9 protein-coding genes are annotated in these 12,874 nt (G+C 68.4%); 7 read left to right on the top strand and 2 right to left on the bottom strand.

The window, feature by feature from the left end; all coding sequences use genetic code 11:
- The first annotated feature begins 3 nt into the window (after positions 1-3).
- The 6 genes from QSJ59_RS05030 (at position 4) to gatA (ending at position 8,279) form a co-directional block, all read left to right on the top strand.
- The gene (locus tag QSJ59_RS05030) at positions 4-522 is read left to right on the top strand and encodes a DedA family protein (protein WP_285757496.1); all 519 of its coding nucleotides are present in this window, start codon (positions 4-6) and stop codon (positions 520-522) included.
- A 39-nt stretch (positions 523-561) separates the two neighbouring features.
- Positions 562-1,584, top strand: a complete 1,023-nt coding sequence (locus QSJ59_RS05025) for a methionine synthase (RefSeq protein WP_285757495.1) — start codon at positions 562-564, stop codon at positions 1,582-1,584.
- A gap of 23 nt (positions 1,585-1,607) precedes the next feature.
- On the top strand, positions 1,608-3,803 hold the full coding sequence (ligA, locus tag QSJ59_RS05020) for an NAD-dependent DNA ligase LigA (RefSeq protein ID WP_285757494.1): 2,196 nt from the start codon (positions 1,608-1,610) through the stop codon (positions 3,801-3,803).
- A 342-nt stretch (positions 3,804-4,145) separates the two neighbouring features.
- Positions 4,146-6,206 carry a putative bifunctional diguanylate cyclase/phosphodiesterase gene (locus QSJ59_RS05015; RefSeq protein ID WP_285757907.1) on the top strand — a complete coding sequence of 687 codons (2,061 nt, stop codon included), beginning with the start codon at positions 4,146-4,148 and terminating at the stop codon, positions 6,204-6,206.
- 280 nt (positions 6,207-6,486) lie between these two features.
- Positions 6,487-6,786, top strand: coding sequence for an Asp-tRNA(Asn)/Glu-tRNA(Gln) amidotransferase subunit GatC (gene gatC / locus QSJ59_RS05010; protein WP_285757493.1), 300 nt, complete (start codon positions 6,487-6,489; stop codon positions 6,784-6,786).
- Positions 6,783-8,279, top strand: a complete 1,497-nt coding sequence (gene gatA, locus QSJ59_RS05005) for an Asp-tRNA(Asn)/Glu-tRNA(Gln) amidotransferase subunit GatA (protein ID WP_285757492.1) — start codon at positions 6,783-6,785, stop codon at positions 8,277-8,279. Before gatC ends, gatA begins: the two co-directional genes overlap by 4 nt.
- Before the next feature lie 227 nt (positions 8,280-8,506).
- Here gatA and QSJ59_RS05000 read toward each other — a convergent pair whose 3' ends face one another.
- Together QSJ59_RS05000 and QSJ59_RS04995 are read right to left on the bottom strand one after the other, a co-directional pair.
- Positions 8,507-9,763: a thioester domain-containing protein gene (locus QSJ59_RS05000; protein ID WP_285757491.1), complete on the bottom strand. Its 1,257-nt coding sequence runs from the start codon at positions 9,761-9,763 to the stop codon at positions 8,507-8,509.
- A gap of 612 nt (positions 9,764-10,375) precedes the next feature.
- Positions 10,376-10,789 (bottom strand): hypothetical protein, encoded by a 414-nt coding sequence (locus QSJ59_RS04995; protein ID WP_285757490.1) that lies wholly within the window; start codon positions 10,787-10,789, stop codon positions 10,376-10,378.
- A gap of 398 nt (positions 10,790-11,187) precedes the next feature.
- On the opposite strand from QSJ59_RS04995, the gene gatB reads away from it, so the two are divergent.
- Positions 11,188-12,738, top strand: a complete 1,551-nt coding sequence (gene gatB / locus QSJ59_RS04990; RefSeq protein ID WP_285757489.1) for an Asp-tRNA(Asn)/Glu-tRNA(Gln) amidotransferase subunit GatB — start codon at positions 11,188-11,190, stop codon at positions 12,736-12,738.
- The last annotated feature ends 136 nt before the right edge of the window (positions 12,739-12,874 follow it).

Below are 12,874 nucleotides of genomic sequence, written 5' to 3'. Positions count from 1 at the left end.
GGGATGCCGTACGCGTTCTTGGACGGGCAACCCTATTGGGTCGTCTACTTCTCGCTGCTCGGCATCGTTCTCGCCAGAGCACAGATGACCTATTGGATCGGCCGGGGCGTCGGTGCCGGCCTGCACCGGTCGCGCCTTGCCGAGCGGATCGGCGCCAAGCTCGCCAAGGCCGAGCACCTCATCAACCGGTTCGGGCCGCCGGCGGTCACCTTCTCCTTCCTGACCGTCGGCATCCAGACAGCGGTCAACCTGGCCGCCGGTGCCATGCGGATGGCCTTTCCCCGCTACCTCGTCGCCATGTTCGTCGGCTGCCTGATCTGGGCGGGCATCTACAGCGTCGGCGTCGTCGTCGTTCTCAACGCCCTGCGCGGTCTCTTCCTGCACTCACCGTCTCTCGCGGTGGCAGCGGTCCTGCTGCTCCTCGGAGGTCTCGCCCTCGTCCTGTGGTGGCGTCGTTCCCGCAGGGGCCCTGCCGAGTCCGAGTCCGAGCCAACGGGGGACCTGGTCGGGCCGAGCGCCTGAGGCCACGGCGAACGGCTCCTTGCCCTACCCTGTTGCAACGTGACTGAGCAGCAGCGCTACCCCTGGGCCCCGGCCTCTTCCAGCGGAGTCGGGTCCTATCCCGGCGACGATCCGACAGAGGCCGTCCGCACCGTTCTCGGTGAGCTCCCCGACCTTCCGCACCTGCCAGAGCTCCCCGACAGGGGGGCGGGGGCCGACGTCATCGGACGTACCGGCGCGTTGTTGGTGGAATTTCCCATAGAGGTCCAGCCCACAGCATGGCGGGTGGTCCAGCGGCCGGGGAGGGACCTAGCCCGCGGTCGGGACTTCTTGTCCTGGGATCTCGACGCGGTGCAGAGTCAGGCCGATGGGTACGCGGGGCCGTTCAAGATCCAGCTGGCCGGCCCCTGGACGATGGCGGCCTCTGTCGAACTGCGCGGCGGGGAGAAACTGCTCGCAGACCCGGGGGCTGTCGCCGACCTCACCGAATCCCTGATCGAGGGCCTGCGCGTCCACCTCGCCGATGTGCGCGCCCGACTGCCCCACGCCCAGATCCTGGTCCAGGTCGACGAGCCCTCGCTGCCCGCGGCACTCCTGGGCTCGGTGCCCACTGCCAGCGGATACGGGCGGTTGTCCGCCGTCGACCGTGTGGTGGTGGAGGAGCGCCTGCGTGCGGTGTTCGCCGCGGTCGCCGATGCCGGGGGCTATCCGGTCGCGCACTGCTGCGCGCCCCAGGTGCCCATCGGCCTGCTGCGCCGTTCCGGGGCACGTGCGATCAGCCTCGACGCAACCCGGCTCCCCCGGGACGCGGACGACCGGGTCGGAGAGGCGGTGGAAGCCGGAACCGGTTTCCTGCTCGGCGTGGTGCCGGCTGTCGAGCGGACTTTGTCAGCCCCCGACGCTACCGTCGATCCTGTACGTGATCTGTGGAACCGGATCGGTCTCGCACCAGAGCTGGCGACCCGAGCAGTGGTCGTCACACCCACCTGCGGGCTGGCCGGAGCCTCTCCCCGGCATGCTCGGGCCGCACTCAAACTGTGCCGCGAGGCCGCGCGGGTGCTGCACGAGGAACCACGGCGTTAGTTCGTTCTCGAAAGGACATGTGCGTGAGCGCGCAAGACTCGACCTCCGTCGACGGGGTTCCCGCCAAGGTGCGCGAGCGCCATGCCGAGTTGGGCCAGGACCTCGACGACCACAGTTACCGCTACTACCTGGGCTCGCCGGTCATCACCGACGACGAGTACGACCGGCTCATGCTGGAGCTGCGTGCGCTGGAGGACGACCACCCGTCACTGATCACCCCCGACTCGCCCACCCAGAAGGTCGGGGCGCCGATCAGCAACGAGTTCGCCGCGGTCGAGCACCTGGAGCGGATGCAGAGCCTGGACAACGCCTTCGACGACGAGCAACTGGCGGCCTGGGGCCAGCGGGTCACCGCAGAGGTCCCGGTCGAGGCGTACCTGTGCGAGCTCAAGATCGACGGTCTCGCCGTGGACCTGGTCTACGAACGCGGGCGCCTGGTCCGTGCCGCGACCCGTGGTGACGGTCGTGTCGGTGAGGAGATCACTCTTAACGTGCGCACCATCGAGACGATTCCGGTGCAGCTCGACGAGTCAGTGCATCCGGCCCCGGAACTGCTCGAGGTACGGGGCGAGGTCTTCCTTCCGGTCCAGGCGTTCGAGGAGCTCAACGCGCGCCTCGTTGAAGAGGGCAAGGCCGCGTTTCGCAACCCGCGCAATGCCGCTGCGGGGTCGTTGCGTCAAAAGGACCCCCGCATCACCGCCACCCGTCCGTTGCGCATGCTCGTGCACGGTGTCGGAGCGCATCGGGGCGCCACCTTCACCCACCAGTCGCAGTCCTATGAGTTGCTGGCGTCCTGGGGGCTCCCGGTCAGCGACCGTACCTCCGTCGTGAACTCGTTGGACGAGGTCCGCGCCTACATCGCCCACTATGCGGAGCACCGGCACGACCCCGCCTACGAGATCGACGGGGTGGTCGTGAAGTTGGACGACGTCTCCCTGCAGCGCCGTCTCGGCTCCACCAGTCGTGCCCCGCGCTGGGCCATCGCCTACAAGTACCCGCCGGAAGAAGTCACCACCACGCTGTTGGACATCAAGGTCGGTGTCGGCCGCACCGGCCGGGTCACGCCCTACGCCGTCATGGAGCCGGTCCAGGTCGCCGGGTCCGAGGTCGAGTTCGCCACCCTGCACAACGCTTCCGAGGTCGCCCGCAAAGGGGTGCTGATCGGGGACACCGTCGTCCTGCGCAAGGCAGGTGACGTCATCCCCGAGGTGGTCGCACCGGTCGTGCACAAACGCACCGGAGCGGAGCACCCGTTCGTCATGCCCGAGAAGTGCCCCGAGTGCGGCGCGACCCTGGGGCAGCAGAAGGAGGGCGACGTCGATCTGCGCTGTCCCAACACCCGCTACTGCAAGGGGCAGTTGCGCGAGCGCCTCGCTTTCATCGCCGGACGTAAGGCCCTGGACATCGAGGCGCTGGGCTACGTCGCGGCCACCGCGCTGACCCAGCCTCTGGAGCCAGTCGATCCCCCGATGCGCGACGAGGGAGACCTCTTCGGTTTCACGGTCGAGCAGTTGCTGCCCATCCGCACGCTGGTCCTGGACCCCGACACCACCGAGCCCAAGACCGATCCCAAGACCGGTGAACCGAAGGTCGTCACTTTCTTCGCCAACCAGAAAGGGGAGGCCAAGAAGACCGTCCAGAAGCTCTTCGACCAGCTCGAAGAGGTGAAGCAGCGGCCATTGTGGCGGGTGCTGGTCGCCCTGTCGATCCGTCACGTGGGCCCCCGCGCGGCCGAGGACCTCGCCCGTCACTTCCGTTCCATGGACGCGATCGCGGCGGCGAGCGAGGAGGAGCTGGTGGCGGTGGACGGCGTCGGTCCGACCATCGCGCACTCCATCACGGAGTGGTTCGCCGTGGAGTGGCATCGCGAGATCGTCGAGAAGTGGCGAGCCGCCGGTGTCCGGATGGAGGAGGAGGGAGCCGACGACGGCCCGCGCCTCCTCGACGGGCTCACCCTGGTGGTCACCGGTTCCCTGGAGGCGTACAGCCGGGACGGCGCCAAAGAGGCCGTGCAGAACCTGGGCGGGAAAGTCACCGGTTCGGTCTCGAAGAAGACCGACTTCGTGGTGGCCGGCGCAAGCCCTGGCTCCAAGTACGACAAGGCTGCCAAACTGGGGATCCCGATCCTGGACGAGGGCGGGTTCACGGTACTGCTGCGCCAAGGGCCGGAAGCGGCCAGCCTGTTGCGGGTCAATCCCGCTGTTCCCGAGGCGGAGTGATCCCGACGCGCCCGGGAGAGCCAGGGGCCGGAACTCCCGGGCGCCTCGGGATCACCAGGTCGAATGCCTAACACGATACGCAGTCACCGGGCTACCTCGCGCAGTATTCTGGACCGAAACGGGTGATTGTTTCAGGTAGACGGTAGTTCACCTAAAGTCGGCAATCGGCGACACGTGGTGACGAAGCAACGTAAGCTGACCAGTAACGGCTGAAGCCGTTTTACGGCCGTTTCGGTCATGGGGGTGACCGAAATCGTCGACACAGAGCCCATGAGGGGCGCTACAGCAGGAGAGGGCGCCCGGCCCGCCGGGGTGCGCCCCATGAACCACCCCGAGGACCTTATGAAGGATCCCAACAACACCCGGGACGTCGGCCCCCGGGTGGGGACACCACTGTGGCTGTATCTGGTCAGCACCACCGTGGCCGGTTGTGTCCTCCTGGGTGCCTCTGTGTTCTGGCTCGGCCTCGACCGACTACAGACATTCGCGGGCGAGCCGTTGGTGTGGGTCCTGCTGGGCATGGTCATCGCCGGTGAACTGCGTCCCATCGCAGCGCAGAGCGCCGACGGCGACAACGGCAACCCCACCTCGCTGCCCTTCTCCTTCGCCCTCGTCATCTACTTCGGCCTGCCCGTCGCGGGACTGGTACAGGCCCTGGCCACGGTCGTCGCCGGTGGAGTACGCGGCCACGCCCCGCATCGCACCGCCTTCAACATCGCGCAGTACACATTGAGTTTCGGGGTCGCCGACGCCATCATCCAGTTCGCCTACCCGCGATCCGCTGAGACTGCCTGGGTGCCCCAGGGCTGGGGACTGCTGCTGGTGGCCCTGGCCGGTGCGGCCTACTTCATCACCAATCTGACCCTGGTCGAGTGCGCGGTCGCCATGCACGAGCGCGCACCGCTGCACAAGGTCCTGATGAAGAACATCGGCCAGCGCCTGTTCGTCGCCGGCGTGTTGTTGAGCCTGGCCCCACTCGTCGTCGTCGCAATGGCGCACTCGGTCTGGCTGGTCCCGCTCTTCTTCTTTCCGCTCGCAGCCCTCTACAGCAGCGCCTCGTTGTCGGTGAAACGCGAGCACCAGGCCAATCACGACGAACTCACCGGTCTGGCCAACCGCAAACTGCTTATCCTGCGAACCCAGGAGGCACTCGGCGAGGCCCAGGTCCACCGAGGCAGGGTGGGGCTGCTGCTGCTCGACCTCGACCGCTTCAAGGAGGTCAACGACACGCTTGGGCACCCCACCGGCGACCGTCTGCTGCAGACGGTCGCCCACCGTCTCACCCACAGCGTTCGCCCCGGCGACCTGGTCGCCAGACTGGGCGGCGACGAGTTCGCGGTGCTGCTGCCGCAGGTTCGCGACGCGGTCTCGGCCCGCGAGGTAGCCACCCGTTTGCGTGTGGCGCTCGCCGAGCCGATGCGTCTGGACGGCATGGACTTCGACCTGGAGGCCAGTGTCGGTATCGCCCTCTACCCCAATCACGCCCCCGACTTCGAGCTCCTGCTCCAGCGAGCGGACGTGGCGATGTACGTGGCCAAGGAACGCCGCACGGGCGTCGAGCTCTACGCGCCCCACAAGGACCGCAACTCCACGGCCAGGTTGAGCCTGTTCAGCGAACTGCGCAGGGCCCTCATCGAGAACGAGCTGGAGATGTTCTACCAGCCGGTCGTCTCGTTGACCGACCATCGTGCCGTCGCGCTGGAGGCACTGGTCCGTTGGCGGCATCGTCACCGCGGAATCCTCCCCCCGGAGGAATTCGTCCCGCTGGTCGAGCAGTCCTACCTGATGCGTAGTTTCACCCATGAGGTCATCGAGCAGACGCTGCCCCAGATCGCCCGTTGGTGGGACGAGGGTATTCGGCTGCCGGTGTCGGTCAACCTCTCCGCGCGCGAACTCCTTGACCCCACCCTGCCCGAGATCGTGGCAGCAGGACTGCGCCGTCACGGAGTCCGCCCCGGCTCGCTGCGCCTGGAGATCAGCGAGCGCGTGATGGTCTCGGACGCCGAGGCGATCACCCCCACCATCCTGGCCTTGGCGGACCTCGGGGTTTCGCTTGCCCTGGACGACTTCGGCACCGGGTACTTCACCCTCGCCCGGCTCAACGGGCTCCCGGTCGAGGAGGTCAAGGTGGATGAGTCCTTCGTCCGGCGCATCTCCGACACCTCCGACGGTCGGGTCATCGTGGGCTCGGCCGTGGACCTCATGAGCACGCTCGGTCTGCGCGCCGTCGCGGAGGGGGTGGAGAGCGACTCGGACGCCGAGAGCGTACGCGCCTTGGGTTGCTACGCCGCCCAAGGCCAGTACTTCACCCCGCCGCTGGACGTCGCCGCCACCACCCGCTGGCTCTACGAGCACGGGGGACTGGCCGAGCAGCCCTCAGAGCGGACCGGCTCCGCCGGTTGAAGCGGGCGCCGGCAAGGCGCACACGGCCGGTCCTCCGACGGGCCGTCCACGACGTTCGCCACCGTCGTAGGCGACCCGTGAAACACGTGCCGTGTCCGGTCGCAGAAAGGCGCACGCCCCTCTGAGCTGCCGGGTGTGCCGTTTTCGTCCCGGACCGGATGAAGACGTGAGCGCACGGGCGGTCTGCATCCGCCTCGGACGCTCGACCGCACCCCCGAGTGCCTTCGCGCAGCAATAGGATTGACCTGTCCGAATCCGCCGAAGAAACGGTTTGCCATTCATGTCCGCCATCACCCGCGATGAGGTCGCGCACCTCGCCCGGTTGTCGCGGTTGGCGCTGCGCGAGGACGAGCTCGACCAGCTCGCCGCCCAGCTCGGAGAGATCATCTCCGCTGTGGCGAAGGTCCAGGAAGTCGCCAAGGGCGATATCCCGCCGACCTCGCACGCCCTGCCGCTGACCAACGTCTACCGCCCCGACGAGTCCCAGCCGGGCCTCACCCCCGACCAGGCGCTGGCGGGAGCCCCCGCGGTGGAGGACGGCCGGTTCCGCGTGCCGCAGATCCTGGGAGAGCAGGAATGAGCGAGCTGATCCGACTGAGCGCCGCCGAACTCGGTGCCGCCATCGCCTCCGGCGAGACCTCATCGGTCGAAGCCACCCAGGCCTACCTCGACCGCATCAGCGCCGTCGACGGTGAAGTCAACGCGTTCCTGCACGTCGCCGATGAAGCGGCCCTGGAGCAGGCCCGCGCGGTGGACGCCCGCCGCGCAGCGGGTGAGGAGCTCGGACCGCTGGCCGGTGTGCCCATCGCCCACAAGGACGTGTTCACCACCAAGGACATGCCCACCACCGCCGCCTCCAAGATCCTCGAAGGGTGGCAGCCGCCCTACGACGCGACGGTGACCGCGCGACTGCGCGAAGCCGGACTGGTGATCCTCGGCAAGACCAACATGGACGAGTTCGCCATGGGGTCCTCCACCGAGAACTCCGCTTACGGAGTCACCCGCAACCCCTGGGACCTCACCCGCATCCCGGGCGGTTCCTCCGGTGGTTCCTCGGCGGCCGTCGCCGCGTTCGAGGCGCCCCTGGCCACCGGTACCGACACCGGCGGTTCCATCCGGCAGCCGGCCGCCGTGTGCGGTCTGGTCGGTGCCAAGCCCACTTACGGTGGAGCGTCGCGATACGGCATGATCGCCTTCGCGTCCTCCCTGGACACCCCGGGGCCCTTCGCGCGCAACGTAACTGACGCAGCCCTGCTGCACGAGGCGTTCTCCGGGCACGACCCACGCGATTCCACCTCCATCGACGCTCCCGTCCCCCCGGTGGTCGAGGCGGCGCGCCGCGCCGACGTCGAGGGGCTGCGCGTCGGCATCGTCCGCGAGCTCTCCGGGGAGGGCTACCAGGCGGGTGTCCTGGAACGCTTCAACGAGTCGGTCGCACTGCTGGAGTCTCTGGGCGCCAAGGTCGTCGAGGTGTCCTGCCCGAGCTTCGCCACCGCGCTTTCGGCCTACTACCTGATCGCGCCGAGCGAGTGCTCCTCGAACCTTGCCCGCTTCGACGCCATGCGCTACGGCCTCCGTGTCGGTGACGACGGCACCCGCAGCGCCGAGGAGGTGATGTCGCTGACCCGTGCCCAGGGGTTCGGGCCCGAGGTCAAGCGCCGCATCATCCTGGGAACCTATGCGTTGTCCAGCGGCTACTACGACGCCTACTACGGGTCCGCCCAGCAGGTGCGCACCCTCATCAAGCGCGACTACGACGCCGCCTTCGAGCACGTCGACGTGCTGTTGTCGCCGACCACGCCGACCACGGCATTCCCCATCGGTGAGCGCAGCGACGACCCGATGGCGATGTACTTGGCCGACCTCTGCACGATCCCCACGAACCTGGCCGGCAACGCCGCGCTGTCGGTGCCGTGCGGGCTCGCCGCAGAGGACGGCCTCCCGGTGGGCCTGCAGATCATGGCCCCGGCGCTCGCCGACGACCGCACCTACCTGGTGGGCGCGGCCGTCGAGGCGGCGCTTCGGGAGAAATGGGGCGGCGACCTGTTGTCCAAGAACGCCTTCGCCGTCTGAGTCAGGCGCTCCGGGGCCGCTACGGCAACGTGCTTCGGGGGCGCCCCTGAGAGATCCCACCCGTCGTTCGGGTGATGATTTCCCAGGGGCGCCCCGCGCTGTTTCCGGGGTGCTGGTTTGCGGACTCCGTCCGAACGACGAAGCGCCCCCGTCGCAGGTGACTGCGACGGGGGCGCTCGCGCTATCGCCCTGTCTGCTCCTCAAGCCGTGGAACAGGCGTTCTGTGACTAGGCGCTGTGACCGCTCTTGCGCTTGCGCGAGAGGTACATCGCGGCACCGCCACCACCGATGGCCACGACCGCGGCGGCGATGAGGCCGCCCAGAGCGGCACCGGTCACGGGCAGACCGGGCTTGTCGTCAGGGGTGGGGGTGGGGGTCGGCTTCGGCGACTCCGAGGGGGTCTCCACCGGGGTGGACGGGGTCGGGGTCGGGGTCGGCTCCGGGCTGGGCTCCGGGGAGGGCTCGGGGCTGGGCTCCGGGGAGGGCTCGGGGCTGGGCTCCTCGCCCTTGACCCAGGTGACCTTCACACCGGCGTCGACCTTGGTGCTGTCCTTCTCGGCGGTGATCAGCGTCTGGCTCTGCTTGCCGTCCTTGTTGCCCTTGAACAGGCGGCCGACGTTCACGTGCGCCTCGACGGAGGCCGAGACGGTGGCCTCGCCGGGCTCGGTGCCCTCGGGGACCAGCACGGCGAACTTGTCGCCGTTGGACACGTTCTCGACCGGGTTGCCCTCGAGGTCGACCGCGATGACACCCTCGGGGCCGTTGACGGTCAGCGGCAGCGGGTTCGTGGCGCTGGTCTCGACGGTGAACTCGCCGATGGCCTTGCCGGCCTCGCCCGAGGCCTCGTGCGGGGTGAACGCAAGGGAGGCGTCCGGCTCGGCGGTCTGCGGGAGGTCCTCGGCGTTGGCCAGCAGGTACTCGTAGACCTTGACGACGTTGGCGTTGTTCTTCTTGTTGCCGCTCTCCTTGAGCTCAACGCCGTTGCTGAAGTGCCAGATGGCGGCCTGGGTGCCGGCCATGGCCTGCTTCTCGTTGAGCCCCTCGGCACCGGATGCCGCGCCGAGCGCCGCGACGTCGACGGTGGGGTAGGAGTTCTGCAGGATCCAGTGCACCTTGGCGGGCTGGGTGTTGAAGTTGCCCTTGCCCGGGTAGTTGGCCCAGGAGTCTTCGGTGTAGTTGGCCTTGTCCAGGATGCTGGTCTTGGAGTCGATGCAGTACGTCTTCAGGACGGTGCCGTCTTCGAGCTTCAGCTTGAAGAGGCTGGTGCCGAAGCTGCCGCCGCTGGTGTGCACGGTGGGGCCGCTGAACCAGTTGCCGACGTAGGTGCCCTTGGCGCCGCCGTTGAGGACCTCGGGCTCGGCCGATGCCGGGCCGGCGAAGCCCAGGACCAGCAGGCCGGCGGCCGTGGTCGCGGCCAGGGAGGTCAGCGTGCGCTTGACGCCCTTGCCGGCCTTGGGGGATGCGGGAGGAGCAGTAATGGTCAAGTTGTGTCCCGATGAAGGTAGGAACCGGATGCCGTTCGCCAGCGGTTGGGTGACAGCCGTCAAGGGGCGGGCGAACAGCCCCGCGAGGGTGGGTCGGGCCTTGGCCGAGACCTCGATACGGGGTCCGGTCGGATGGGGAGCAAAAGCGGATCGCTCATGGTCGAACGTTGGAATCGCTCGTCGAGACCTGATCGATGCCGGGTCGACGGGGGGTTGATCACCGCACCGCCAGATACTAGCGAGCCTGATCGGTCCTTCCAATAGGTATCGCCCGGGTAGTGCCGAAATTAGTCGATTATGATGATGGCTGTCCCAATGACCTGCTCTTCGTCATGCTCCGCTGCCGCGGAGCGACTGTCAGTTCAGGGGTTTCGGCCATCGGGCCCAGTCCTCGTGTCCGTAAGTGCCGCATAAGAGAGGGCCCTGCTCCGGGGGATGGGCGACCGTTGTTTCTGTGCTCGGCGGCGGTTCCGTGCCGCCTTCCGGAGAACTCCTGGGAAATTCGCATCGTTGCCCAAGCGTTATCCAATTAGTTGAATAAAAACGTTTTTGTTCCGGGGGTGATCAGGCATCCCGCCGCTCCTCGGGGCAAGGGAAGTGTGTCGGCCCGGACTACTCTTCGTCCCGGCCGCCGCCACGGGTCAGCAGCATCACTGCTGCACCCAGGACCAGCAGTCCCGCCCCGGCGGCCAGCACCGTCCCCAACCAGGTCCCGGCGACCGACCGCGGAGAGGCCGCCGATCGCACCGTTGACCGTGGGGCGGAAGTAGCGCCTGGGGGTTTCCCGGAGAAAACCGGATGCCCCGCTCGTGTCCCGGTTCCGGTCGGCCGGTCCGTTTCGCCGTCGGCAGCCGGATCCACCGCGCTGACGGCGGTCCGGCCACGCGCGTCGGCGGTCGTCTCGGCCCGGTTGTCGGCCATGGCCGGTCCGAGCGCCGCAGCCCAGATCGCCATCGCCATCGCCATCGCGATCTGGGCTGCGGCGCCGGCGGGGCCGCGTCGTGCGCGGCTGATGGATCGGGACACGGCGAGGCCTCACCTGATGATCCGGATGACAGGTCAAAGAAGGTCCGGGCCGAAAGGTCGCTTCCGAAACCGCGTTCCCGCGATGGCCCGGAACCGCCAGGGTAACCGGCTGGTTCCGCCTGGGACCATCGGCCGCGCCAGGGTGATACGCCCCTGTCCGCGCCCTCGGCCCCCGTCCTGGTCCGGGCGGACCGAGGGGCGCGGTGCGCACACCCGCCCACCTGCTGCGCGGGAGGTCCGCCCGGGGCCTGGGCATCGGTAGGCTCAAGACGATGACGCCGCGTATGCACAGCACCGCCCGCGCGGGGCGTCCACCATGACCAATCAGGGATGTCCCCTCCGGCGGGGGCGGTGCCGGGCCGGACTCTCCACGGAATACGGAAACGGGTTGTGCGGCGATGGCTAGCGCGGTAACGAGTAGCCCTGCCACGGGCGGCGCTTCGGCGCTGATGGCCTACGACGAGGCCCTGCGCGGGTACGAGCCCGTGCTCGGTCTGGAGACCCACATCGAGCTGGGCACCAGGTCGAAGATGTTCTGCTCCTGCGCCACCGCGTTCGGGGCGGAGCCCAACACCCAGGTCTGCCCGGTATGCCTCGCGCTGCCCGGATCGTTGCCGGTGGTCAACGAGGTCGCCGTGGAGAGCGCGATTCTGCTCGGGCTCGCCCTGGACTGCTCCATCGCTCCTTGGGGCCGGTTCGCCCGGAAGAACTACTTCTATCCGGACATGCCGAAGAACTACCAGATCTCGCAGTACGACGAGCCGATCTGCGTCGACGGCCACCTCGATGTCACCGTCGACACCCCCGAGGGGCCCCGCGAGTTCCGGGTCGAGATCGAACGCGTGCACATGGAAGAAGACACCGGGAAGACCTCGCACGTCGGAGGGGCCACCGGGCGCATCCACGGCGCGCAGTACTCCATCGTCGACTACAACCGGGCGGGTATCCCGCTGCTGGAGATCGTCACCAAGCCGATCGAGCACACCGGTGACCTGGCGCCGCTGGTGGCCCGTGCCTACGCCGCGGAGTTGCGCGAACTCGTCCGTTCGCTGGGAATCTCCGACGTCCGCATGGAAGAGGGGTCGATGCGCTGCGACGTCAACGTCTCCCTGATGCCGCGCGGTGCAACAGAGTGGGGCACCCGCAGCGAGACCAAGAACGTCAACTCGCTGCGCTCGGTCGAGCGTTCGGTCCGTTACGAGATCCAGCGCCAGGCCGCCCTCCTGGCGGCGGGCGGGCGCGTGGTGCAGGAGACCCGGCACTTCCAGGAGAACACCGGGAGCACCCTGGAGGGCCGCAGCAAGGAAGAGGCGCAGGACTACCGTTACTTCCCCGACCCCGACCTCGTTCCGGTCGCCCCGAGCGCAGAGTGGGTCGAGCAGTTGCGCGCCACGCTCCCGGAGCTTCCGGCGGCCAAGCGCCGCCGGATCAAGGCGGAGTGGAGCCTTTCCGACGAGGAACTGCGCGACCTCATCAACGCCGACGCCGTGGACCTGGTCGCCGAGACCGTAGAGGCGGGCGCCCCCTCGGCGGACGCACGCAAGTGGTGGCTCAACGAGCTGTCACGCCGTGCCACCGAGACCGAGGTCGAGCTGTCCGCGCTGCCCATCACCCCGGTGGCCGTCGCCCGAGTCGTCGCTCTCGTCAAAGAGGGGGCGCTCACCAACAAGCTCGCCCGCCAGGTGATCGAGGGCGTGCTCGCGGGGGAGGGCGGCCCGGACGCGGTCGTCGAGGCACGCGGACTCAAGGTCGTCAACGACGACTCCGCGCTCGGTGCCGCAGTCGACCAGGCGATCGTCGCCAATGCCGACGCCGCGGACAAGGTGCGCAGCGGCAAGGTCGCCGCCGTGGGTGCGCTGGTGGGTGCGGTCATGAAGGCCACGCGTGGTCAGGCTGACGCAGGACGGGCCCGGCAGCTGATTCTGCAGAAACTCGGCGTGGAGGGCTGACCCGGGGGTGGGCCGCACCGCGGCCCACCCAATCCCGTCGAAGAGGTGAGAAAACAGTGACTTTCCGTGATCCCGTCGTCACCACCTCTCAGCTTCCTCTCAATCGGAACGTGACCTTGACCCAATAGCCTCATAC

The sequence above is a fragment of the Nocardiopsis ansamitocini genome, assembly GCF_030268225.1.
Taxonomy (GTDB): domain Bacteria; phylum Actinomycetota; class Actinomycetes; order Streptosporangiales; family Streptosporangiaceae; genus Nocardiopsis_D; species Nocardiopsis_D ansamitocini.
This window is presented reverse-complemented; position numbering and strand designations above follow the sequence as displayed.

Bases quoted from the DNA above. Each gene is read 5' to 3' on its own strand.
- gatC (WP_285757493.1), top strand. From the start codon at position 6,487: ATGTCCGCCATCACCCGCGATGAGGTCGCGCACCTCGCCCGGTTGTCG.
- QSJ59_RS05015 (WP_285757907.1), top strand. From the start codon at position 4,146: ATGAAGGATCCCAACAACACCCGGGACGTCGGCCCCCGGGTGGGGACA.
- gatA (WP_285757492.1), top strand. From the start codon at position 6,783: ATGAGCGAGCTGATCCGACTGAGCGCCGCCGAACTCGGTGCCGCCATC.
- QSJ59_RS05030 (WP_285757496.1), top strand. From the start codon at position 4: ATGCCGTACGCGTTCTTGGACGGGCAACCCTATTGGGTCGTCTACTTC.
- gatB (WP_285757489.1), top strand. From the start codon at position 11,188: ATGGCTAGCGCGGTAACGAGTAGCCCTGCCACGGGCGGCGCTTCGGCG.